Source organism: Paenibacillus sp. J31P316, assembly GCF_056269105.1.
This window is the reverse complement of sequence record NZ_JBWDNI010000002.1, coordinates 657,754-681,471: the sequence shown is the minus strand read 5'-3', so window position 1 is coordinate 681,471 and position 23,718 is coordinate 657,754. Positions and strand designations below refer to the sequence as shown.

Genomic DNA, 23,718 nt, shown 5'->3' with positions numbered 1-23,718 from the left:
TCCCTCTCGGCTGGCAGCCGGTCGGAGGTATGATGGATCCATGAAAGACAACCATCACGAAAGAAGGGGTATCATGAACAAGAAAAAGACAACCGTCGCCATCACATTGGCTGCCCTGCTTCTACTTGCAACCGCTTGCGGTTCAAAAGACGACAACGACAGTAACTCGGCTGGAACAGCAGCGGGTAACAACGATGGTACGGCAACGAACAACGCAGCCGCGGGAGAGAAGCCGGATCCGTTCGGCAAATACGCGGAGACCGTTGAATTCACGAGCATCCTGAACAACAACCCGGAAGCGGCGAAGAAATTCCCGCAGGGCGAATCGTTCGAATCGAACCAATACAAATCCTATATCGAGAACGCCCTGAATATTAAATCGACCCCGCTCTGGGAAGCGAACGGCGCGGCATATTCCAACAAGTTCAACCTGATGATCGCGAGCAACGACTTGCCGGATATTTTCACCGTAGAGAAGCTTGACAAGACGCCGGCGAAGACGATCCTGAAACGCCTGTACGACAGCGGCATGATCGAGGATCTGACTTCGGTGTACGAACAATACGCCAGCCCGGCGGTGAAAGAAGTTCAAGACTCCGTAAAAGGAGAAGCGCTGAAGAACGCCTCGTTCGACGGCAAGCTGTACGGACTTCCGAACGTGACGGACATGAACAACGTGCATATGATCTGGCTGCGCCAGGATTGGCTGGACAAGCTGAAGCTTTCGGCTCCGAAGACGGTCGACGACCTCATGAACATCGCCAAGGCATTCAAGAACGACGATCCGGACGGCAACGGCAAGGCGGATACGCTCGGATTGGCATTGAAAGGCGACGTGCTCTTCGATAATTCCCCGTTCGCCTTGAACGGATTCGTCTGGTCGATGGACGCGTATCCGAACATGTGGGTGAAGGACAGCGCAGGCAAGCTGGTATACGGTTCGACGCAGCCGGCCATGAAAGCGGCGCTCGAGAAGCTGTCGCAAATGTACAAGGACGGCACGATCGACAAGGAATTCGCGCTTCGCGACGGCAACAAGACGAGCGAATACATCGCAAGCGGACGCGCGGGCCTGATGCTCGGCAACTGGTGGAACCCGTTCTGGCCGCTCGGCAGCGCGATCGACAATAATCCGAAGGGCGAATGGAAAGCGTATCCGATCATGACCGGCGACCATGTCAACGTCGGCAACGAATTCTTCTCCAACACGTTCGTCGTCGTGAAGAAAGGCTTCGCGCATCCGGAGCTGGCGATGAAATTCATGAACGTGCTCAAAGAAGCGTCCAAGAACAAGATTCCGGAGCTGCAAGAGCTGGAATCGACGGGCATGTACAAAGCCTCCGATTCGACGCGCGACATGTTCGGCTTGAACAACAACATGATCTCCCCGGTATTCACCGATACGACGGCGCGCACCGTGCTCAAGTTCGACGATATCTTCGCGGGCAAAGCGCAGCCCGACATTCTCGACGTGGCGGAGAAGCCGATCTTCGATCAGGTGAAATCCGAGAAGGACAACCCGAAGAAGGACCTCAACAACTACAAAACGTACCTCGCCTGGATGGAAGGCAACGGCGTCGTGGCGCATACGAAGCAAAATAACGTGATCAACGAGTTCACCGGCACGACCAAAACGATGGATCAAAACTGGACGACGCTGACGGATCTCGAGACGAAGTCGTTCCTCGAAATCATCACGGGCAAGAAGCCGATCTCCGAATTCGATAACTTCGTTAAGACGTGGAACAAGCTCGGCGGCGATAAAATTACGCAGGAAGTCAACGAACAGCATAACAGCGAGACGAAATAAACACGTCGTCCAGGCTGCGGAACAGGGCGCGCTCGTTTAACCGGACGGTTGACGCCGCGCCCTTCCCCGTTCCGGAGGGATTGGATGTTTTTTAGGAGGAAGAGAGATGGCAAAGCTTTGGCAACGAGAATCGCTCCATTTTCATTTCATGCTGCTGCCGGCTCTTGCGTTGGTGCTGATCTTTAATATTTATCCGATGTCAGGCATTATTCTGGCTTTTAAAGATTTCGTTCCGACCAAGGGAATCTGGGGTTCGCCATGGGCGGGATGGGATCACTTCGAATTCGTATTGGCCAATCCGGAAAGCGCGAAAATTTTACGGAATACGCTCATTATTTCATTCGGCAAGATCATTACGCTCATTATCGTCCCCGTCGTATTCGCGCTGCTTCTGAACGAGATCCGGCTTCGCTGGTTCAAACGCACGGTGCAGACGGTCGTCTACCTCCCGCATTTTCTGTCGTGGGTCGTCGTGGCCGGTATTTTGAAGGATATTCTATCGCTGGACGGACCCGTCAACTGGATCTTCCATCATTGGTTCGGCTTCGAGCCGCAAATGTTCCTCGGCAGCAATCATTGGTTCCGCTCGATCATCATCTCGACGAACGTGTGGAAGGAATTCGGTTTCTCCACCATCATCTACTTAGCCGCGCTGACCAGCATTAACCCTTCTCTCTACGAAGCGGCGGAAATCGACGGTGCCGGCCGTTTCCACAAACTGTTGCATATCACATTGCCGGGAATCGCGATGACGATCGCGCTGCTTGCGACGCTCAGCTTGAATGGCGTGCTGAATGCCGGCTTCGACCAGGTATTCAACATGTACAACGCGCTCGTGCTCGATTCCGGCGATATTATCGATACGTATGTCTACCGATCCGGACTTCAGTCCGCGCAATACGAGGTCGCAACCGCAATCGGCCTGGCGAATTCCGCCGTCAGCTTCCTGCTCGTCGTCGCGACGTACAGCATGGCGAGCAAGTTCGCTAATTATCGGATTTTCTAAATAATGGGGTGAGTAACGATGGTTCAAAACAAATCGATCGCTTCGCGGTCATTCGACGGACTGCTGCTGCTGTTCATGGCCGTCGTATCCGTGCTGTCCGTTGCGCCGATCATCCATACGATCGCCCTATCGTTCAGTCAAGCTTCGCTTGCTTCCGCCGGTCAAGTCTTTCTATGGCCGAAAGGGTTCAATGCGGGGGCGTACGAGAAGGTCTTCTCCGACCACCAATTCTTCGTGTCGTTCTGGGCGTCGGTCAAACGGACGGTCATCTATAGCGCGCTCAGCCTGTTCATTACGGTCATGATGGCCTATCCGCTGTCGCGGGAAACGCGGACGTTCAAATCCAGAAACGTATACATGTGGATTTTCGTCTTCGTCATGATGTTCAATGCCGGACTCGTGCCGACGTACCTGACGATCAAGTCGCTCGGTATGATGAACCACTTCTGGGTACTTGTTATTCCGGGACTCGTGAACGTGTACAATGCCATTCTCGTGCTCAATTTCTTCCGCAACCTGCCGAAGGAGCTGGACGAATCGGCGGGCATGGACGGCGCCGGCGCTTGGCGCAAGCTGTTCCTGATCTATTTGCCTTTATCGCTTCCGGTACTGGCGACGATTACGCTGTTCAATATCGTCAATACGTGGAACGAGTATTTCGCGGCGATGATCTACGTGACGAAGTCCGGCCTTATTCCGCTGCAGACGTACCTGCAGCAGGTCGTGTTGACCATCGATCCGACGAAGGTCACGACCGAGAACGTGGGACTGCTCACGCAGGTATCGAACCAGACGTTGAGCTCGGCCAAAATCGCCGTCACGATGCTGCCGATTCTGCTTATTTATCCGATTCTGCAGCGCTACTTCATTACGGGGATCACGCTCGGTTCCGTCAAAGAATAACGAAAGGAGAGGGTAACGATGGCTTTGCTGCAAACGACTTTCTTCTCCGGCGCGCTCGGCATGACGTCTTCGCTGACGGCGGTGGTTCCTCAGAACGTAGCGCCAGGGGAAAAACTGCCTGTGCTGTTTCTGCTGCACGGCCTGAGCGATGACCATACGACCTGGCTGCGCTTCACGACGCTGGAGCAGCAGCTGCAGAACCGCCGGCTGGCGGTCATTATGCCGAACGTGCATCGCAGCTTCTATTCGGACATGGCGCATGGCTTGAACTATTGGACGTACGTGAGCGAGGAGCTGCCGATGGTGGCGCGGGCGCTGTTCCCGATATCCGGCCGGCGGGAGGATACGTTCGTTGCCGGTCAATCGATGGGCGGGTACGGCGCTTTCAAGCTGGCCTTGTCGCATCCGGATCGCTTCGCGGCCGCGGTCAGCTTGTCCGGCGCGCTTGATGTGCGAGCGCTGGAAGGCTTGTTCAAGGGCGGGGAATTCGGCGATATCTTCGGCGACATGGGAGATGCCGCGCATAAGGATGATCTGTTCGCCATCGCGGAAGAAGCGGCGCGCTCCGGCCAGCCGCTGCCGAAGCTGTTCCAATGCTGCGGGACGGAAGATTTCCTCTACGAGGACGGGCTGCGCTTCCTTCGCCACGCGGGCGAGCTTGGCATGGATATCCAATATGAAGAGGAGCCTGGCTTGCACGAGTGGGGGTATTGGAACGCCAAGCTGCCGCGCGTGCTGGATTGGCTGCCGATTCGGTCTACCATTTAAAAAATAACCGCTGTCGATCGGAGTACTGCGCTCCGGTTGCAGCGGTTTTTGCGTTTCCGTGCACGGGTCTGACTGGCAGCCGCGCAACTTATTGGAAGCTTGTAAGTCTAAAGCTTGGAGGATGTAAAAATAGGACAAGGGAATTTGATGCTGCGGGGTGATCGGTTGCGTTTATTCGTCGCTAGGCACGGCCAGACAGCATGGAACGATCAGAATCGAGTTTGCGGAACAACGGATATCGAGCTGACCCTACGAGGCGTCGAACAAGCGAAGGACTTGGCTAGGGGGCTTGAAACGAAGCAAATCGACATCTTGATATCCTCTCCTATGCTCAGAGCCGTGCAGACTGCAGAAATGATCGCTAACGTCATGCGCAGTGAATTCATTGTGGATCGTAGGCTAATCGAACAGGATTATGGGGTTTTTGAAGGAGCGTTAAGAGACGATAAGGAGTTCTTGGCTGCCAAACTTCATTTTCCGAACACGCTTTCCGGTGGAGAGTCGATATTACGCGTCGCGCAAAGGGTATACAATATGCTTGATGAAATTACAGCGAAGTACAGCGGCAAGAATGTGCTGCTTGTCACGCATGGCGGTGTTTGCAGAGTCATTCATGCTTATTTTCACGATCAATCGAACGAAGCGTTCTATGATTTTCATGTCGGGAATGGACAGTGGAACGAATATCGCTTTGACCCGGATCGGTTCAATGAGAGAATAGTTGGCCGACATTGCGGCCTGTTCAGCCTCGATCATGAGCGGAAAGTTGCTTGTCGGCATTTCGGCCCGTTCAGCTTTGATCAAGAGCAGAAAGCTGGCGGTCAGGTTTTTGATTAACAATCCTGCCGCTTACACGGACATTAAAGACCGTTAGCGTCCATATTTCAGAATTTTGGCTTTCTTACGGAAATTTTTGTCCATAAGTATGCGGAAACTCGAGAAAACCGTAAAATTTATCTTCTAGTGGTCATCGATGTCCATTCATACATGGAAGGGACGTGATGTTTGTTTCTAATGGTCAAAATTGACCACATGTTATGACGATAACGTTGCTGTCTAATCAAAGGACAAGGATTGCATAATAGAGCCTTATTTGAAGGTTTGTAGGGGTTCAAACACTTTAACGGATAGGTGATGTTTTCCTTCCATTTTGTGAATAGTCAATCTACAAGCCTGCCTGTTGTCATCATCGCGGCTTGTTCAGTCTCGATCATGAGTGGAAAGCTGCCTAAGTTGCCTGTCGGTCATCATTTCGGCCCGTTCAACACATGTACCTAAATATCCGACAGCGATCAAAGGAGCTTACACGCAGCAAGCATTGCTGCGTGTAAGCTCCTTGTTTGCTTGGGGTTTTCACAAATAACCTGCGTTAACCCACGCTACGCGAACAGCATCTCAACAAGCACCGACTGCCCTGCGGCGTTGCCGCAGTCTACCGTATAGAACCCGTCTTCCCGGCGGTATTCCGCAGGCATGCCGTCCACGCGAACGGCCGCGGGCTCGGAGTCGGAGGCGAAGCCGAATAGGCCGCCTTCGCGCAGGGCAATGACGGTCCGCCCGGGCAGCGACCACCGCGACTCCATCCCGGCAGGCGAGACGTACTTGTCGAGGAGGCCGAAGCAAGCGACGCCTTCGCGGTACGGCGCGAATACGTACAAAGCCGGCTGCCCGCGTTCGACGGACAGCGCGTGCGCTGCCGACCGGTCCAGCGCGAATGCATGCCGGCCGACATGATCCAGCACGACATAGCGTTCTTCATCTAGTCCCGGTACATCGGCCAGCCGCAGCTCGCCGTGGACAGGTTGTTCCTCCAGGTAGAGATGGAAGGCGGCAAGCAGGCCGCAATCGCCCGAGCGGTTCCATATCTTGAGTGGTGCCGGCTGATCCGCCGGATTGACGAACAGGCAGTCTGCTGTCGGCATCCCGGGCCGGTCGGCACGCAGCACGCGACCGTCCGAGAAGATGAGCGGCCGCAGCTTCGAAGCATCGGTCGTCCCGACAGGATCGCTGATATAGAGGGGACCGCCGCTCACGGCGCGCAGCACGGCATGGCTCACGCTGTCTTCATGGGACGTCCACCACATGTCCCAATCGCCCCAATATAACGTGCCGTGATACACGGAGTTGTAGGCGTTCTGCAGGGCATGCTCCCGGAACCAGTCCGGCTTGGACGGGTAGAAATCGTCGCTGTTGCGCGAGATCGCCGTATTGCCGCGGTTCCATACGTTCTCCTGCGCCATGCCCATGCAATTGATCAGCCGCCCGTCGAAGTAGAGCGCAGCGGACGCTTCCAGCGACTGATGCAGACCGGCCGCAGCTTGCCCGAGCGGCAGATTGCCCTGCGCGAATTGGATCAGCGAGCTTTGGCTGTCAACCTTGATCATATCGATGCCTTGCCGAGCGAGGCTCTCATGCCAAGTCTTCCAGAACTTGAGCCCTTTGGCGGGATCAGGATGCGGGATCAAGCGTCCCGCATGGTCCGCGAACAAGGCTTCGCGCATGTCCCGGGCCAGCTCGCACTGTGGATCGACGCCATGCCAATACCCGGTAAAGGCATGCCACACACCTACCCAGGAGACTCCGAAATGCTCCTTCAGCGAGCGGACGGCCGCACGGAGACCGTTCGGGAATTTCGCAGGGCTCGCATCCAGCGCGGATAACGTTTTGTCTTCCCTTACTTGAGACCAGCCGTCGTCGATCATGACCCAGCGGACCGGGACATTCTTCTCCCGCAGCTCGACCGCCTTCGCCTCGATGCCTTGCTCCGTGACTTCCTGATAGAAGGCGTCCCACGTGCACCAGCCCAAATAGTCGAACGCCTCGGGATACGTCTTCGTTGCCCGTGTGCGAATGGGCTTGTCCATGGCATGCAGCATCGCCGCCGCGGCGTGCTCCGCCGCCGCGAAAGGTTCTCCATGCTCGCTCAGCACGCAGAGCAGTTGACGGCCGGAGCGGAATCCGCGCACGAGCGGAGAGACCGCCAAATCGAAGCCGTCCCCGTTTCCTTGCAGCGTCGTCTTGCATACGTCCGCACAGGCGGGAAACAGCTGGGCGTAGCGGCCGCCTGCCTTCCAGAGCAGCGCCTGCGTCTTCTCCGGAAGCGCGCTCGCGCCTTCTCCCATATACGGGCGCGTCCACCATTTGTAAGCGACATAATGGGCCAAGACGCCTTCCGAATCGGCCGGCTCACGGACGGAGATACGCAGACCTGCTTCAGGTGCGAGCGCATGCGTCACGCCGAAGACATCCTGTTTCAGTTGGACGGAGACGTAGGCGAGGATCGTGCTTGCGTAACATTTCAGCTCCAGCGCCACCGACTCGTTCCCTTCCTCGCAGCGGAACGTCAGCGTATGCGTGAGATACTTGCCAAGCGCATCCGTGCCGGCTGGCCCAGCGGTCCAAGCGCTTCGGTTCAAGGAGAGACGGTCGCCATTATCGAGCGAAACCGTCAGCGACAGCGGGTTCATCAAGCTCATGCCGTCTATATAATGAGATTCATATTGGATCGTCAACGTCAATAAACTCCTTTCGAATCGCGATGTTGATTGGGGTGCTGCCCAAGCAGACGCGTGCATGATCAGCATAGCGAATATGCGGTGACGGCCGAGAGGCAATTCTGTCTTGGGTGCGAGGAAAGCGGTTCGAATCTTCGGCTCTTGCGTCCGCCGGGGGGAATTTCGTTCACTGGAGCGGGAGCGACGTCCGAATCATGTCATCCGAACCTTCGGGATTCCTGATAATGGATCGGATTCAAGCGCGACAGCAAACGATTTTCCGCGGCTTTCGAAGACGAGGCGTTTTATAATAAGAACATAGGTTCACTCGTCCTTATTCAGGATCCCATTCTTAGTCTCAAAATCCGTCAGGAGGAATTCGATGAACGGCATGCAACCTTGGCTGCGGCTGATCGAGAAAGCGTCGCTGCATATTCTGCAGGCTGATCTTCACAGACGTTCGGAGCTGCAGCAGCGGGATCGCGTGCATCCGAACTACGTCATTTCGTTTATCCAAGAAGGGTCCTGCAGGCTCCGGATCGGCGGCCGCGATTATCGCGCGCAGCAGGGAGACGCATTGTTCGTCCCGCCTTATGCGATTCATGATTACATCAAGAGCGGCGCCAACGAGATCGTGATCTTGCAGTGGCACTTTACGCTGGATATCGCGGATGGCATGGACGCGCTGAAGCTGTTCCGGTTCCCGCCAATCTTCCGATTGTCCGATCCGGCGCGGTTCGAAGCCGTCTTCTTGGAGTACCGGCGCTGCGCGGAGCGGCCGGCGTCGCTTGCGGACAGCTTGATGAAAGGGGCCAAGTCAACGGAGCTCGCCGCGATTCTCATCGATGCGGCGCTGCGCCAGCCCGATCTGCGGCTGAAGGCCGATTACGCGGATGCGTTCACCTCGATGCTCGACGAATTGCTGGCAAGCCCGGAGACCCGCGTCGATCTCGCCGAGCTCGCCGATCGGTACCACATGCATCCGACTTATATCTCCAACCAGTTCAAAAAAATATTCGGCATTACGCCGATACAACTGCAACTGCAGCTTCGCCTGCAAAAAGCCAAGCTGCTGCTGGAGACGGAGAAACGACCGATCGGCGAAGTGGCGAAGCTCATCGGCTACGAGGATACGGACGATTTTTCGCGTTTCTTCAAGAAGAAGACCGGCGTCTCGCCGCTCAAATACCGCAACGAAGGCAGGGGCGGCTGATTCCATGACCGGCAACAAACCTAATCGGCATGGCAAGGATTCATATTCGAGGATTGGTTTCCGCTTAATGGAAATCGGTCCTTTTTTTATGCCTTCAGATCGACTTCGAACCTGTAGAAGTGATTGTTAATCCTGTATTTGAACGCTTATCTTCGAAGCTGAGCCATCTATATAATAGGCTTACGGCTTCTTTAGAAGTGATTAGCATCCAAACTACATGGAAGAATCGGAGTGAACGCGGTTGAACACGATCAAGGTAGGCATCGTAGGTACGGGCTTCTCGGCAAGCTTCCATTTGGAGGCCTTGCGCCGACTCCCTTATGTAGAAGTAGCCGCCATTGCGGGCAGTACGCTCGCGAAGGCGCAAGAGGCTGCGCATAAATACGGCATTCCACGGGCTTACGGCACGCCCGAGGAGCTGATCGCCGACGGCGACGTGCAAGTGGTTCACAACTGCACCCCGAATCATTTGCATTTCGGAATCAACGAGGCGGTTCTGCTTGCAGGCAAGCATCTGCTGTCGGAAAAGCCGCTGGCCATGAACGCCGAGCAATCGGCAAGGCTCGCGGAGCTGTCGCGGCAGCATGGCGCCGTCAGCGGCGTCTGCTTCAATTACCGGCATTACCCGCTGGTGGCCGAGACGCGCCGCCGGATTCAGAACGGTCAGACCGGGTCGGTTCATCTCGTTACGGGCGGTTACTTTCAGGACTGGCTTCTAGAGGAGACCGATTACAACTGGCGCCTGCACGCGGATTTGTCCGGCGAGACCCGCGCGATCGCGGACATCGGATCGCATTGGTGCGACTTGGCGCAGCATCTGACGGGACAGCGCATCGTAGAGGTGTTCGCTGACTTGAAAACGCTCTATCCGACGCGCAAGAAGCGGCTTCCGGGACTTGGACCGGACGGGGAACCGCGCTATGAGGATATTCCCATCTCGACGGAAGATTTCGGCAGTGTGCTTGTCCATTTCGAAGGGGGCATTCATGGCGTCTTTACCGTCTCGCAGGTCAGCGCCGGGCGCAAGAACAAGCTGTTCATCGATTTGTCGGCCGAGAAGGAATCGCTGCACTGGGATCAGGAGCTGGCGAACAAGCTGTGGATCGGTCAACGCGGCACGGCCAGTCGCGTCGTCGGCTGCGATCCGGGGGAGCTGTCGGAGGAAGCGGCAGCCATGGTCCACTATCCGGGCGGGCATGAAGAAGGCTGGCCCGACGGCGTGAAAAACCTCTTCATCGACTTCTACCAAGCCATTCGGAATAACGAGGAGGGGCGCCAGACAGGGCAGGCATCAACGTTCGCCTCCATCGAAGAAGGTCACTATATGATGCGAATTCATGATGCAATTGTCGAAAGCTGTCGTAAAAAGTCATGGGTTCAGGTATAATGAAGCCTGTAAAAGTGATAACTATCCATAAATCCATGATAAGGACTTCTTCCTGAAAGCCCGATATACTAGGTTTGTAAGCGATCCCATTCGAGTTCAGAAATGATTAGTATCAAATCTTTGGAAACGACATTCAATCTTTGGAAACGACAATCGGAGGTCAAACAACATGCCAAAACAACTACTCGCAGCGGCGCCGCGAAAAGCAGCGATCGGCGATTACGAAGAACGTCAGCTTCAACCGAACGAAGTGAAGGTCAAAGTCGAATACGCATCGCCGAAGCATGGCTCGGAGCTTGCCGGATTCCGCGGCGAGAGCCCTCATACGGCGGACTACTTCGACGAAGAATGGAACATGTTCCTGACGCGCGAAGCGAGCGATCAAGAGACGGACGGCGGCTTCGGCCGATGGAACCTCGGCAACCAATGGGTCGGCATCATCACGGAAGCGGGAGCGGACGTAACGGAGTATGCGATCGGCGACCGCGTGTGCTGCTACGGCGGAGTTCGCGAGACGCATATCGTGAATGCCGTCAATAACTACTACTTGAAGAAAGTGCCTGCAAGCATGTCGTGGAAAAACGCGGTCTGCTTCGATCCGGCCCAATTCGCTCTCGGCGGCATTCGCGACGCTCATGTCCGCGCAGGCGACCGGGTTGCCATCTTCGGTCTCGGCGCAATCGGCCAAATCGCCGCGCAAATGGCGAAGCTGGCCGGCGCGAGCTGGGTAGCCGTCATCGATCCGATCGAGAAACGCCGTGAAGTCGCGATCCGCGCCGGCGCAGACGCAGCCTTCGATCCCGTCAACCAAGACGTAGGCTTTGAACTGAAGAAAGCGACAGGCAAGCTCGGCGTCGATGTCATCATCGAGACCAGCGCAAGCGAATTCGCGCTGCAGTCGTCGCTTCGCGGCTTGGCGTACGGCGGCACGATCGCGTTCGTCGGCTGGGCGAGAGCGTTCAAGGGCGGACTCGACTTCGGACGCGAAGCGCATTTCAACAATGCGAAAATCGTGTTCTCCCGTGCTTGCAGCGAACCGAACCCGGATCATCCGCGTTGGAGCTGGAGAAGACTCGAGGACGTATGCTGGGAAATGCTGCTTAAAGGGCAGATTAACTGCGAAGAAGTCATCAATCCCGTCGTGCCGTTCCTGGAATCCGCCGAAGGCTACGAGCAATTCGTGGACCAGCGTCCGGACCTGAGCATCAAATTGGGCGTAAATTTCGTATAGCATCAACCGAAGGGGAGAGCGCATCATGAACCATCAGCTGGATTACCTCCTGCAGAACGCCGAACTGAAAATCGTGGAATTCGACATGAACTGCAGAACCGAAATGCGGACGTTCAAGCGGACTCTCCCCTGTTATATGATGTCCTATCACAAGAAGGGCAGCGCGAAGCTTCGAATCGGGACGGAAACCTACGATATCCAGCCGGGGTCCATCATATACGTGCCGATGAACGTGGAACATGACCACTACAAGACGCGGACGGACGAAACCGAATTTCTGTGGTGGCATTTCACGCTTCAGATCGCCGGGGTCATGGACGTCATGAAAATGTTCCAAATTCCGTTCATCTTCAAGCTGAACGATGCCGAGACCTTCGAGCGGACCTTCATGCAATTCATGGAAGCGACGTCGGGCAGCAGGCCGCTGCTGCTGACGGCCATCCTGAAGCAGGCGAAAGCGCTGGAGCTGCTCTATATGATTCTCGACAGCGCGCTCAACCAGCAGGAGCTGATGGGCAGCCTGAACCAATCGCAGAGCTTCCTCAATCTGCTGGCCCGCATCGTGCAGCATCCACAGGAACAGCTGTCGCTGCAAAGTTTGGCGGAAGAGCTTCATATGCATCCCACGTACATTTGTAACCGCTTCAAAGAATTGTTCGGCAAGTCGCCGATGCAGGTGCAGCGCGAAATGAAGATCCAGCGGGCGAAGACGCTGCTGGAGACGAGCGAAATGTCGATTACCGAGATTGCGCAGGCATTGGGCTCCAACGAACCGCAGAACTTCACGCGGCTGTTCAAATCCTATGTCGGGGTCTCGCCGACGCAATATCGCAATTTGAAACTCAAATGGAGGGATACAATTTGAAATTAGCAACGCAGGATAGATCGTTCTTCGGTTCCACGTACGAGCAGAAGCTCAATTCCTTGAAAACGCTGGGCTTCGAAGGCTTCGAGATCGACGGCCGCAACCTCATCGATCGTTATGACGAAATCCGCAAGGCCGTCCTGACGACGGGCATCCCGATCAGCTCCGTCTGCGGCGGTTACCGCGGCTGGATCGGCGATTTCGACGCCGAGGAACGGGCGAAAGCGGTCTCGGATATCGGGGAAATTTTGAAATACACGGGTGACATCGGCGCTGCAGGCGTCATTGTGCCCGCAGCCTTCGGCATCTTCTCGAAGAAACTGCCGCCGTTCCAATCGCCGCGTGCCGCGGACGAGGAACGCCGCATCCTGCTTGACTCGCTCGCGCAATTGAACGAGCACGCGCTGAAGGCCGGCAGCTTCCTGCTCCTCGAACCGCTGAACCGCTACGAGGATCATATGATCAACCGTCTGGACGAAGCAGGCAGCCTGATCCGCGAGGGCGAGTTCGCGGCCGTCGAGATCATGGCCGACTTCTTCCATATGGGGATCGAAGAGCCGGACGTGAACGCAAGCCTGCGCGCGGAAGCGGACCTGATCGCGCACGTCCACTTGGCCGACAGCAACCGCCTGCAACCCGGCTACGGCCATACCGATTTCGCGACGTATTTCAAAACGCTTCGAGAGATCGGCTTTGACGGATATATGGCCGTGGAATGCGAGCTTGCGCCGGGAGACGGCATGCAAGCCTACGCGGAGATGGCGGCGTACTTGAAGTCGTGCATTAACGCTGACTAAACAGACGAAACTAGGGAGGGTCATTCTATGAATAATCGTTTTCCGAAATTGTTGACCGTACTATCGTTATCGGCCATGCTGGCGCTGTCGGCTTGCGGCTCCTCATCCAATAATAATGGGAATGCCGCGAACGCAGGCAATAACGGCGCGGGTCAAGAGGAAGAGTCGTTCACGCTGAAAGTGCCAGACGCGGAGATTTGGGGCGAGGAGAGTTCGGCGCTGCAAACGATGTACGACTTGTACGAGGACAAGCATCCGAACGTGAAGCTGGAGCAGGTGACGATCAAGGACGATCAGACGCTCGCGGCCGCGCTCGTCTCCGGCGAGGCTCCCGATCTCATGCTGATGGATCCGTCCGCGGCGAAGGAGCGCTTCAAGAGCAACTACATCGCCCCGATGGACGAGTACTATACCAAGTACGGTTGGGATCAAACGATGTACAAGTGGGCGAAGAACGCGTACGTCGAAGACGGCAAGGCGATCGGCATTCCTTGGAACTACGAAGGGCTGATCGTGATGTACAACGAGACAATGTTCAAGGAAAACGGTTGGACCATCCCGACCAATTACGACGAGCTGATGGCGCTGGTGCCGAAAATCAAGGACAAAGGCATCATGCCGTTCGCTTGGGGCTCCTCCGACAATCCGGGCGTGGACGACTGGTGGGTAACCAGCATCGTCAACAGCGTGCTCGGTCCGGAAGGCACGAAGCAGCTGTTCTCCGGCGATACGAAATGGACGGACCCGACGATCGTGGACGCCATTCAGCGCTATAGCGACTTCTGGAACGCCGGCTACGTCACCGACAAGAAGTCGTACGCGATCTCCCAAGAGGACAGCATGCAGCTGTTCCTGACGGGCAAAGCAGCCATGCGTCTCGACGGCACATGGAGCCTGGCGAGCGACAACGAGCCGGACTTCGATATCGGCTTCTCGGCGTTCCCGAGCTGGAAGAAGGACGGCACGCCGGTCATTCCGCTCGGCGTAGGCGGCGGTCTCGTCATCAACGCGCAATCGAAGCATAAGGATGCCGTCGCGGAGCTGCTGAACGATTTCTTCAGCCCCGAGGTCGTGAAGGAGATGGCGGCTCACGGCATTCCGGAACCGGTCGAGACGGATTTCAGCACGATGGAGCTGAAGCCGAACGTGTCCAAGGCGCTCGATATGATCAATGAGGCAGCGCAGGCCGGCTCCAGCGGCTACGTGGCTTGGTCGTACGGACCGCCGCGCGTCGTGCAAGTGCTCGAATCGGATTTCCCGAGCGTCTACCTGAAGAAGACGACCGTTCAGGACTGGCTGAGCAACCTTCAGAAGCTGAAAGAACAGGACGTCGCGGAGAAACGCCTCTTCGACTTGAAGAACTACTAATTAACGGCATCCCGGGGGGAAAGGCGCGGCGCGGTTCCGCGGACCGCGCCTTCTTCCGTCATGCCCGGAAAGGAGAGGTAGCGCGTGAACGAAGTTAAGAGAGCATCAAGGTTCAAAAACGCACGCGGTTGGCTGTTCGTGCTGCCGGGCCTGCTGTTCCATATTTTCGCGGTTGCGATTCCGGCCGTCTTGTCGCTGTATTTGCCCTTCACGGAGTGGAACGGGCTCAGTATGCCGAAATTCAACGGACTCGATAACTTCAAGCAGCTGATTCATGATTCCATCGTCGGTACGGCGTTTCTGAACAATATCAAATGGGCTTTATTCTGGGTGACCATTCCGACTATTTTTGCTTTCTTCCTTGCTTATCTGCTGAACAAGATCAAACGCTTCCAAACCGTGTATCAGTCTATCTACTTCTCGACGTCGATCATTACAGTTACGGTTGCTGGACAGATTTGGCTGTGGCTCTACAATCCGTTCAGCGGCATGAACTTTTACCTGGATAAAGCGGGTGTCGGGTTCATCGACATTCCGGGGTTGACCATTCCGTCCCTGTCCATCTTCTTCGTCCTCATCGCGGATATGTGGAAGGGCTTCGGCGGTAATGTCGTTTGGCTGCTCGCCGCGATGACCCAGAACGACAAGTCGCTTGAGGAAGCGGCGAAGCTGGACGGCGCGGGACGCTTCCGGATTATCTGGAACGTCATCCTGCCGCAGCTGCGTCCGACGCTCGTCATCGTGACGATGCTGACGGTGCTCAACTCCTTCGGCGCGTTCGAGATGGTCTATGTCATGACCGGCGGCGGCCCGGCGCACGCGACGGAGACGCTGTCGACGTACTACTATGTACTGAGCACGACAGGCCGGCAGGCGGGCTACGGCTCGATGGTCGCCTTGCTGCAAACGTTCATCGCTGTCGTATTGATCGGGGCTTACGGGTATCTGCGTAAGAAGAAAGGATGGGATGTCTGATGCGCATTCGGCTCAATTGGCGCCATATTCCGCTGCTGCTCGCCGCAGCCTTCTCGTTGTTCCCGATGATCTTCCTGTTTCTGAATGCGTTCAAGAAGAAGGCGGAAATCATCAAGAACCCGCTCGGATGGCCCTTGCACTGGACGATGGACAACTTCGTGAAAGCTTGGGAGAAGGGGCATTACAACATTGCCTACCTCAATACGGTCATCGTGACGGGCATTACGGTCGTTCTCATGTGCGTCGTGTGCGGGCTTGCCGCGTACGGGCTCACGTACATGAAGACACCTGGCGGGGGCATCTTCCTGGCCTACCTGTTCGTCACGATGAGCATGCCCATCGGCTTCATTCCGATCTTCTTCATGACCGTGAAGCTCGGTTTGATCAATAATTATTGGGGCGTCATTATTCCCTATGTCGGCGGGGGATTCGCATTTAACGTCTTCCTGCTTCGAGCCTTCATGATCGGCATTCCGAAGGATCTGCTGGAATCGGCGACCGTTGACGGCTGCAACCAGATGAGAGCGTTCTTCGCCATCATCCTGCCGCTGGCGAAGCCGGCCTTCACGGTCGTCGCGCTGTTCACGACGCTGAGCAGCTGGAACGAGATCTTCTTGTCCAACGCGATTCTGCAATCCGACGGCATGAAGACCGTGTCCGTCGCGTACTTGAACTTCACGAGCAAATACGGGACCAACTGGGGCCTCATGGCTGCTGGCGGCGTCCTGACGGTCATCCCGATGATCGCGCTCTTCCTCAGCATGACGAAGAAATTCGTATCCGGCCTGCAAGAAGGCGGCGTAAAGTTCTAACGCCTTCCGGTGGCAGCGAAAATCCCCTCCGAGTTATCGGAGGGGATTTTTTGCGCTTAGCGCGAAATTCTCGCATGCGCGGCGTAAAGCGACGCATACGCGTCCATCTCGGCCTCGAGCTCCGGCTGCGGCATACCCTGAATGTTCGCTTTCAGCGTGTCAAGGAGCGCCGGATTGCGGAGAAGCAGCTTCAAGCGCGCTGCCAGGTGACGGGCATCACCGATCCGGAACGTGTAGCCGTTCAGACCGTCGACGATCTTCTCGGCCATGCCGCCGGCGCCGGAGGCGATGACGGGCACGCGGGATGCCAGCGCTTCACGGAGCGTTAGCGGGGCGTTCTCGTACCAGACCGAGGGGACGACGGCGACGTCGGCTTCCTGGTAGATGCGGGGAAGATCGGCTTCGGTGTACGCGCCACGGAACGAAATGCGATTGTCGCCGGCCGCGGCCCGTTGCAGCTCTTCCATATAGACCTCGTCGCCAGAGCCGTAGATATGAAGCCGCAGCTGTCGGGAACGTACCATGCCCATCGCGGCCAAGAGGACGTGAACGCCTTTGTGCGCATTAAGCGAGCCGCCGTATACGAGCGTGATGCGGTCGCCGGCGCCATAGGTCTTGGCATTCGGGACGAATGCCTCGAGGCGCATGCCATGTGGCAGCACGTCGACGTCGATGAACGGCATGACGCCTTTCATGTACGAGGCAAGGAATGTGGAGGGAGCCACGATGCGCCGGGCGCCTTGCAATAAAGGGGCCAATGCTTGCAGGCGCTCGCCAGCATCCGGCAGGAGGCAGTGGAAGGTACAGGCGGAGCCGCCTTCCGGGCCGGCGCAGAGCTGACGATCCGTCCGCAGCAGCGTCGATTTGGGGCAGGCGAACCAGTAATCGGTCAAGGTCATGACATACGGGATACCGAGCTTATGGGCGGAGCGCACGAAGGCCATGCCGTTCATCGCATGCGCGACGTGAAGGATGTCCGGCTGTTCGCGAAGCAAGACGCCGTCTGCGAAGGCTGCGAGCCGCGGATCGCCGAACAGCGGGATCGCCTCGCCCTCGGCTTCCGCGCTTCCTCGGTATGCAAGTACCGGTATGTTTTCGTATACGTATTCGATGCTAGAGATGCCGCCTTCCGCTGACGGCTCCGGGAGCGATTCGCTGCAGGCGATCACCTTCACCTGATGCCCGCGCTGCTTCATCGTGCGGGCGAGCTGCAGGACGAACTTCTCGGTGCCGGTATAGGACTCCGGGTAGAAGGCATGAACGAGATAGAGAATCTTGAGCGGGGCTCCAGGCTGCCGGCCGGGAGCAGCCGGCTCCGCGACGTATGGCGAAGCGGCGGGCAGATTCAGAGCAGGTATTCGCAGAGCGGCCGTCTGCGCGGTCGGTGGGACGGCCGTTCTTGTGTTCCGACGGCCGGGCGTTCTCTTCAGCGAATGGCGGCGGCGCGAAGGCGCGCCTTTGCCTTTGACGGACCGCTTGCGCCGCGAAGGGTTGCCCCCAGGGGAAGAACGCCGTATCCCCACGGCTGTTCGCGTTCGTGCAGTCCGCGCGAATGCCCGCTTGCCGGTGGAAGGTCGCGATATTCTTCGCTTGCCAGCGGAAGCCCGCGAGGTTCGTTTCCGTTTTAGTTTGCTTGTCATAGGGGTGTGCACCTCCAGGGCGAACGCTGTGAACGATGATCGGTTTATCCTATGTGCACGGAGGCTGGATGTCGCGGGCTATGGAAAGGTTTCCGTTCTTCGGAATGGCAGGAAAACATTGGACAATGCCGAGGGACGGCGCTATACTAATCACCCGGGTTTGGAACGGAAACCAATGCAAGCCGTTGCAAGCTCGATTTCATCCCTGCCTTGCGGCAAAAAGGAGCGTGGGCACGTCATGCCTTCCGAGAAGAAAGAGACCTTTAATGAAGTGGCGTCGGTCTATGATCAAGTCCGTAATCATTATCCGGGCCGATTGTTCGAAGACCTGTTCGCCTGGACGCAGCTGACTCCCGGAGCTCGCGTGCTCGAGATCGGCGCAGGAACCGGCATCGCGACGCTGCCGCTTGCCGAATACGGATGCCGCATAACGGCGATCGAACTGGGGGCCGAGATGGCTGCTATCGCAAAAGCCAAACTGGCGGCTTATCCCGACGTCGAGATTGTTACCGCTCCTTTCGAAGGGTGGTCGGCACCCGAGGAAGCCTATGATTTGGTCCTGTCGGCGACCGCGATCCATTGGATCGATCCGGAGATGCGGTATGCGAAGCCGGCCTCGCTGCTGCGCGCGGGCGGACATTTTGCCATCCTCAATTACGTGCACGCCGCAGGCGGAGACCAATCGTTCTTCGATCAGGCTCAGCGATGTTATGAAACGTTCATGCCGGCTTCGGTAAAGTCCAAGCCTTCGGACGTCAATCCGCATGTAAACGAGCTCATCGTGAGCGGTTATTTCGAGGAGCCGCAGACAGTGAATTATCTCGCGGAAGAGCGCTATAATCGGGACGAGTATTTGCGGCTGTTATCGACGTATTCGGATCATCGCATGCTGGACGCCGACACCCGCGAACGGCTATTTGCTTGCATCGGTTCTTTGATCGACGGCAGCTACGGCGGATCGATTCGAAAATGCTACCGCAACGAGCTGATCGTTGCTCGTAAGAAATAGTTTGGGAGGCGCGCCGACACGAGATGCCTTGGCTCGATGGATTGCGAATCGGCATCTCGGGCATAAGCCGGCGTTTATTGAAGGTTGAAGAGGCACGGGCAGGGGCTGCGTTTAGCAGAGAGAACGAGCTTAGGCTAGTCCCTATTTACAATTGAGACATAACTTCTCATAAGGCCCATAGCGCTAAGTGCTACGGGCCTATATGCATACCATTGTTATCATCACCGCATGCTCAGCGAATCAGCTTGAACGCCGCGCGGAGTTCCTCGGTGAACAGCATCGGCACCTGCCAGGCCGCAAAGTGCCCGCCTCTGTCGACGTTGTGGAAGTAGAACAGATTCGGATAGGCCTGCTTTGCCCAACTGAACGGGGCTTGATAGAGCTCGTATGGAAAGACGCTCACGGCGACCGGGAGAGTGACGCCCTTGGCGGCGAAGAAGGAGAATTTGTTTTCCCAATAGAGACGCGCCGAAGATATCGCCGTCGTGGTCAGCCAATAGAGCGTGACGTTATCGAGGACATTGTCACGTGTCAGACCTTGGGGGTGACCGGCGAAAGCCTGCGCGACGATCTCCAGACTATACGCGTCGTGGTCAATGAGGAAAGCGGCCAGCCCGACGGGCGAATCCACGAGTCCGGTCAGCGTCTGAGGGCGCGTCCCCATGATTTTGGCATACCCGATATGACTATATACGAAGGACAGCTGCTGGCATGCGCGCCATTCCTCTTCCGTGAGACCAGGGGGCAGCGGATTGCCGGCCTGGAGCGCGTTATCGATATAGGGCGGAACCGCTCCGGGCATATTGGTATGCATGGCGATCAGTCCCGGCGGCTTCTGTATGGCCATCAGGTCCGTGATAAGCGCACCCCAATCGCCGCCCTGCGCCACATACCTCGTGTATCCGAGGCGCTTCATCAGCTCGATCCAGGCGCACGCGATGCGGACGGGGCCCCAGCCCGTCATCGTCGGCTTGCCCGAGAAACCGTAGCCGGGGAGCGATGGAATAACCAGATGGAAAGCGTCCGCCGCGGTTCCGCCGTATGCCGTGGGATCGGTCAGCGGCTCGATAACCTTCAGCATCTCGATGATCGAGCCGGACCAGCCGTGCGTGATAATGAGCGGCAAAGCATCTTCATGCTTCGAACGAATGTGCATGAAATGAATGTCCAGCCCGTCGATCTCGGTAAAGAACTGCGGCAGGGCGTTCAGCCTCGCCTCGCACTTGCGCCAATCGTAATCCGTCGCCCAATAGCGCGCGATCTGCTGGGCTGTTTCAAGCTTCACGCCTTGGGATTGATCCGGGACCGTCTCCCGCTCCGGCCATCTTGTCGCGATGACGCGCTTGCGCAATTCGATCAGGTCCTCTTCCGGAAAATGAATATGAAACGGACCCCGTATGGCGCTCTTGTCGGTAGGCTGCGTTTGTGACATTGCGATCTCCTTTTGACTCGTTATGGTTGTTCAGCATGTCGAGAACCGTGTATACCACCATATTCATGGGCTGGGCCATTTGTACCTCGACATGCTTGCGGCCAAACGGATGCCAAGCTGCATGGAGCGAATTTGTTTTTGTTGCAACTTGTAAAATATAGAAACTTTTCCATTTTCGTTCCGTCTAAATGCTTGATGATTCCATGCAGGCTCTTGGACGAATAGGGGGAAGCAGAAATGAAGGTCAACGCAACGCATCGATTCTATGCCATTCTTGTATCCTTAATAGGTTCGATTATGCTAATCGTCCTTACTGCTCCAACAGCATCGGCGACAGGCAAGGTTTACTTGACAGTGAACGGAGTACCGACGAACGAGCCTTCGCTTGTGCCGCTAATGATCGAAGGTCATGCGTATCTACCTGTTCGCGCTATGGCTGCTCTGGCGGGCGAGGCCGTTGAATGGGATGGAAGCTCCTGCAGCGTACTTATTCGTACAAAGCCGGCGGCCGTAGAGGGAGCTTCTTGCAAAGGCGTTCAGCTGTGGATGGACGGCAAACGCGCCTCCGCGGAGTTTAATCCGATCATTCGTCACAATTCCGCCTATGTGCCGATCCGAACGGCGACTGCAGCATTCGGCATGCCCGTTGCTTGGGATCACGTCAAACGGAGCGTCAATGTTACGAAGAATGAAGCTGATCGATTGGTCGCTTATCAGCTGCTTCCCGATGGCCAATATCGTATGGACAACGCAACGAATAGGCAGAACGAGAGCATCGAAGAACCGGTAACGTCTAGGAAACTGAGAGGCATCGGTGCGAATGTGTTAGCAAAGTCAGAGAAGTTCGAGACGACGCTGACTACCGGACACGGTAAAGTCCTGGTTAAGCTGCAGAAGGTACAGCTTGCCGGTCGAACAATCGTCATGCCGCAGGAGATCGATCAGTTCCCTTTGGAATACGTCATTACGCCGGATGGCAAGAAGTCGTTCGTGATCGCCGATAATGGGATCTGGCTTATTAACAGCGCTACCAATAAGCTTCAGCGCATATCGCCCAGCACGTATAACGGGAAAACCTATGACATGATTGCCAAGGAAGCTCCGACAGACAATGAACATTGGATTTTATATTGGAATGGGGGAGTCATGCCTAGCCCTGACAGTACCAAGCTGCTTTATGTCTCTAATAAGACCAATAGGAACCACAACGAGTTTGCCCTATTTACTTATGATCTCGCTACAGGCGCCGAAACCATGATCGGCAAGACGGAGGGAGCGATGTACGAGGTCGTTGGATGGCTGGATTCTAAGCGCGTTCTATGCATAAAGGATTACGATTCAATCAGATCGACGGTTGTGGTTAACGTGCAAGGCGAAGAGCGCAAGTTGGATCTACTGGATAAAGAGGCGCAACTATTCGCTGTGCAGGATGATCGGATTGCATATTATATACCTCATAGCGACGGTGATGAGTTTCATATCGCAAGCGTTGCTTCATCAGGCGAGCTCCACGACATCACGACCATTCAAACAGAGGGATCGATAAGGATGCGCGGCGTTCAGGGGTTCAGCCTGCATAATTCGTATCTTGCTTTCATCTATGTCCCTAACGACGAGCCTATGGCGCGCTATTTGAAAGTGATCAATTTGCGTAACGAGACAATAACGGATATTGACACGTTCCCGGCCGGCTCTCAAGCATCGGCAGCCATCTTAGAATTTGACTGGGCGGACGATAAAACGATTCTTGCGGTCGTCCATGAGGAAGATCGTCAGGTGCTGCCAAGCGCGATTGACCCGATGGCCAACCCTGGCGAGATTTTCGAATTTCTAGATAAGCATCATATTGAGAATGGCGATATTTTTCTGGAAAATGACAAACTTTACATCAATATCGTCGGCCTGAACGATGATATTCGGCGTTTACTGGCGGATCATTATACGGCAGGGACGTATGAAGCAGTGAATGTCCACTTTTCAATCGAGCAGTTGAAAATCGCCATTCAGAAATTAGAGGATAACGATCTCTATCGGAAATTGAATTTATATGCTTCGGAGGTCGACGTATTCCATAATCAAATCGTCATTTCCATGCCCGAATCGAGCGAAGTCCAAGCCAAACCGGTTATTGAACGGCTGATTGATCGAAACATGATTACGTACGACATTCGTAAATCGAGCCGAGCTCCCGATTATACGGGAACAATCGTAAGCGTGGATGCCGAGCAGCATCGGATATTGATACTCGTAGACGGAGATCGGGAGCAGGTTGACGGAGGGATAGCATGACAACGATTATAGGGCTTATCAGGCACGGCGTGACCGATTGGAATCATCTTGGCAAGGCACAAGGCCTCTCCGACATCCCCCTGAACGAAGAAGGAATCAAGCAAGCCGCCGCGCTGGCTAACCGACTTTCCGGAGAACAATGGGATGCTGTCTTTTCCAGTAATCTGATGAGAGCCAAGCAGACGGCAGAGCTGGTGCGTCATGCTATAGGAATTGCGTCAGTCGTGACGGACGAACGGATAAGAGAAATCGATTGCGGCAGAATCGAGGGGACCACGGAAGCGGAACGCGTCGCGCGATGGGGAGCGAATTGGCGCGCGCAGGATCTTGGCATGGAAGATGGTCGATTGGTCGCCAAGCGCGGAGCGGGTTTTCTAAACGAGCTGCTCGTGGAATACGAGAACAAAAAAGTATTAATGATCAGTCATGGCGGATTAATTGGCTTGTCGCTGCAGCAACTGTTGCCGGATCGCTTCGCAAACACGAACCTGGGCAACACTTCGTTAACCATTCTTCATCACAGTCAGAAGGAGTGGACGTGTCCTTTATTCAATTGTACAAAACATCTGTAGGTGGAAAACAGAAGCTAGCAACGGTCATATGGTTCAGCGATATCTCATAGACAAGATAAAAAGCGAACAGAGCGCCGATAACGGTCATCTGTTCGCTTTTTCTGTTAGGAGTAATTAAGCTTCGTCTGCCGTTGGCCATAGCGAAAT

The 23,718-nt window shown here is 55.8% G+C and carries 19 protein-coding genes; 16 read left to right on the top strand and 3 right to left on the bottom strand.

Features of this window, described 5'->3' with window-relative positions; translation table 11 throughout:
- The first annotated feature begins 73 nt into the window (after positions 1 to 73).
- The 5 genes from AC0YNU_RS08415 to AC0YNU_RS08395 all read left to right on the top strand — a co-directional run bounded on the left by AC0YNU_RS08415 (position 74) and on the right by AC0YNU_RS08395 (position 5,324).
- Positions 74 to 1,810, top strand: coding sequence for an extracellular solute-binding protein (locus AC0YNU_RS08415; protein WP_475755191.1), 1,737 nt, complete (start codon positions 74 to 76; stop codon positions 1,808 to 1,810).
- 106 nt (positions 1,811 to 1,916) lie between these two features.
- The gene (locus AC0YNU_RS08410; RefSeq protein WP_475755189.1) at positions 1,917 to 2,816 is read left to right on the top strand and encodes an ABC transporter permease; all 900 of its coding nucleotides are present in this window, start codon (positions 1,917 to 1,919) and stop codon (positions 2,814 to 2,816) included.
- A gap of 18 nt (positions 2,817 to 2,834) precedes the next feature.
- Positions 2,835 to 3,719 (top strand): carbohydrate ABC transporter permease, encoded by an 885-nt coding sequence (locus AC0YNU_RS08405; protein WP_475755187.1) that lies wholly within the window; start codon positions 2,835 to 2,837, stop codon positions 3,717 to 3,719.
- A gap of 18 nt (positions 3,720 to 3,737) precedes the next feature.
- Positions 3,738 to 4,487, top strand: coding sequence for an alpha/beta hydrolase (locus AC0YNU_RS08400; protein ID WP_475755184.1), 750 nt, complete (start codon positions 3,738 to 3,740; stop codon positions 4,485 to 4,487).
- A gap of 114 nt (positions 4,488 to 4,601) precedes the next feature.
- On the top strand, positions 4,602 to 5,324 hold the full coding sequence (locus tag AC0YNU_RS08395) for a histidine phosphatase family protein (RefSeq protein WP_475755182.1): 723 nt from the start codon (positions 4,602 to 4,604) through the stop codon (positions 5,322 to 5,324).
- A 542-nt stretch (positions 5,325 to 5,866) separates the two neighbouring features.
- On the opposite strand, the gene AC0YNU_RS08390 is transcribed toward AC0YNU_RS08395, so the two are convergent.
- Positions 5,867 to 7,999, bottom strand: a complete 2,133-nt coding sequence (locus tag AC0YNU_RS08390) for a Sip1-related alpha-galactosidase (RefSeq protein ID WP_475755180.1) — start codon at positions 7,997 to 7,999, stop codon at positions 5,867 to 5,869.
- A 364-nt stretch (positions 8,000 to 8,363) separates the two neighbouring features.
- Between AC0YNU_RS08390 and AC0YNU_RS08385 the strand changes: the two genes are divergently transcribed.
- The 8 genes from AC0YNU_RS08385 (at position 8,364) to AC0YNU_RS08350 (ending at position 16,629) form a co-directional block, all read left to right on the top strand.
- The gene (locus AC0YNU_RS08385) at positions 8,364 to 9,194 is read left to right on the top strand and encodes a helix-turn-helix domain-containing protein (RefSeq protein ID WP_475755178.1); all 831 of its coding nucleotides are present in this window, start codon (positions 8,364 to 8,366) and stop codon (positions 9,192 to 9,194) included.
- Between the two features lie 241 nt (positions 9,195 to 9,435).
- Positions 9,436 to 10,581, top strand: a complete 1,146-nt coding sequence (locus AC0YNU_RS08380) for a Gfo/Idh/MocA family protein (protein WP_475755176.1) — start codon at positions 9,436 to 9,438, stop codon at positions 10,579 to 10,581.
- Positions 10,582 to 10,750: 169 nt separating this feature from the next.
- The gene (locus AC0YNU_RS08375) at positions 10,751 to 11,812 is read left to right on the top strand and encodes a zinc-binding dehydrogenase (protein WP_475755174.1); all 1,062 of its coding nucleotides are present in this window, start codon (positions 10,751 to 10,753) and stop codon (positions 11,810 to 11,812) included.
- 25 nt (positions 11,813 to 11,837) lie between these two features.
- Positions 11,838 to 12,677 carry an AraC family transcriptional regulator gene (locus tag AC0YNU_RS08370; protein ID WP_475755172.1) on the top strand — a complete coding sequence of 280 codons (840 nt, stop codon included), beginning with the start codon at positions 11,838 to 11,840 and terminating at the stop codon, positions 12,675 to 12,677.
- Complete coding sequence (locus tag AC0YNU_RS08365) at positions 12,674 to 13,474, top strand: TIM barrel protein (RefSeq protein ID WP_475755170.1); 801 nt, start codon at positions 12,674 to 12,676, stop codon at positions 13,472 to 13,474. The genes AC0YNU_RS08370 and AC0YNU_RS08365 overlap by 4 nt, the downstream gene beginning before the upstream one ends.
- 27 nt (positions 13,475 to 13,501) lie before the next feature.
- Complete coding sequence (locus tag AC0YNU_RS08360; protein WP_475755168.1) at positions 13,502 to 14,842, top strand: ABC transporter substrate-binding protein; 1,341 nt, start codon at positions 13,502 to 13,504, stop codon at positions 14,840 to 14,842.
- 84 nt (positions 14,843 to 14,926) lie between these two features.
- Positions 14,927 to 15,817, top strand: a complete 891-nt coding sequence (locus AC0YNU_RS08355; RefSeq protein ID WP_475755166.1) for a carbohydrate ABC transporter permease — start codon at positions 14,927 to 14,929, stop codon at positions 15,815 to 15,817.
- Positions 15,817 to 16,629 carry a carbohydrate ABC transporter permease gene (locus AC0YNU_RS08350; protein ID WP_475755164.1) on the top strand — a complete coding sequence of 271 codons (813 nt, stop codon included), beginning with the start codon at positions 15,817 to 15,819 and terminating at the stop codon, positions 16,627 to 16,629. Before AC0YNU_RS08355 ends, AC0YNU_RS08350 begins: the two co-directional genes overlap by 1 nt.
- Before the next feature lie 56 nt (positions 16,630 to 16,685).
- Here the strand turns inward: AC0YNU_RS08350 and AC0YNU_RS08345 are convergent, their stop codons facing one another.
- Complete coding sequence (locus AC0YNU_RS08345; protein ID WP_475755162.1) at positions 16,686 to 18,269, bottom strand: glycosyltransferase; 1,584 nt, start codon at positions 18,267 to 18,269, stop codon at positions 16,686 to 16,688.
- Positions 18,270 to 18,507: 238 nt separating this feature from the next.
- Between AC0YNU_RS08345 and AC0YNU_RS08340 the strand changes: the two genes are divergently transcribed.
- Positions 18,508 to 19,278 carry a class I SAM-dependent methyltransferase gene (locus AC0YNU_RS08340; protein WP_475755160.1) on the top strand — a complete coding sequence of 257 codons (771 nt, stop codon included), beginning with the start codon at positions 18,508 to 18,510 and terminating at the stop codon, positions 19,276 to 19,278.
- Between the two features lie 232 nt (positions 19,279 to 19,510).
- Here the strand turns inward: AC0YNU_RS08340 and AC0YNU_RS08335 are convergent, their stop codons facing one another.
- Complete coding sequence (locus AC0YNU_RS08335; RefSeq protein WP_475755158.1) at positions 19,511 to 20,710, bottom strand: epoxide hydrolase family protein; 1,200 nt, start codon at positions 20,708 to 20,710, stop codon at positions 19,511 to 19,513.
- 237 nt (positions 20,711 to 20,947) lie between these two features.
- On the opposite strand from AC0YNU_RS08335, the gene AC0YNU_RS08330 reads away from it, so the two are divergent.
- Positions 20,948 to 22,999, top strand: a complete 2,052-nt coding sequence (locus tag AC0YNU_RS08330; RefSeq protein WP_475755156.1) for a stalk domain-containing protein — start codon at positions 20,948 to 20,950, stop codon at positions 22,997 to 22,999.
- Complete coding sequence (locus tag AC0YNU_RS08325) at positions 22,996 to 23,571, top strand: histidine phosphatase family protein (protein WP_475755154.1); 576 nt, start codon at positions 22,996 to 22,998, stop codon at positions 23,569 to 23,571. The genes AC0YNU_RS08330 and AC0YNU_RS08325 overlap by 4 nt, the downstream gene beginning before the upstream one ends.
- Positions 23,572 to 23,718 lie beyond the last annotated feature (147 nt).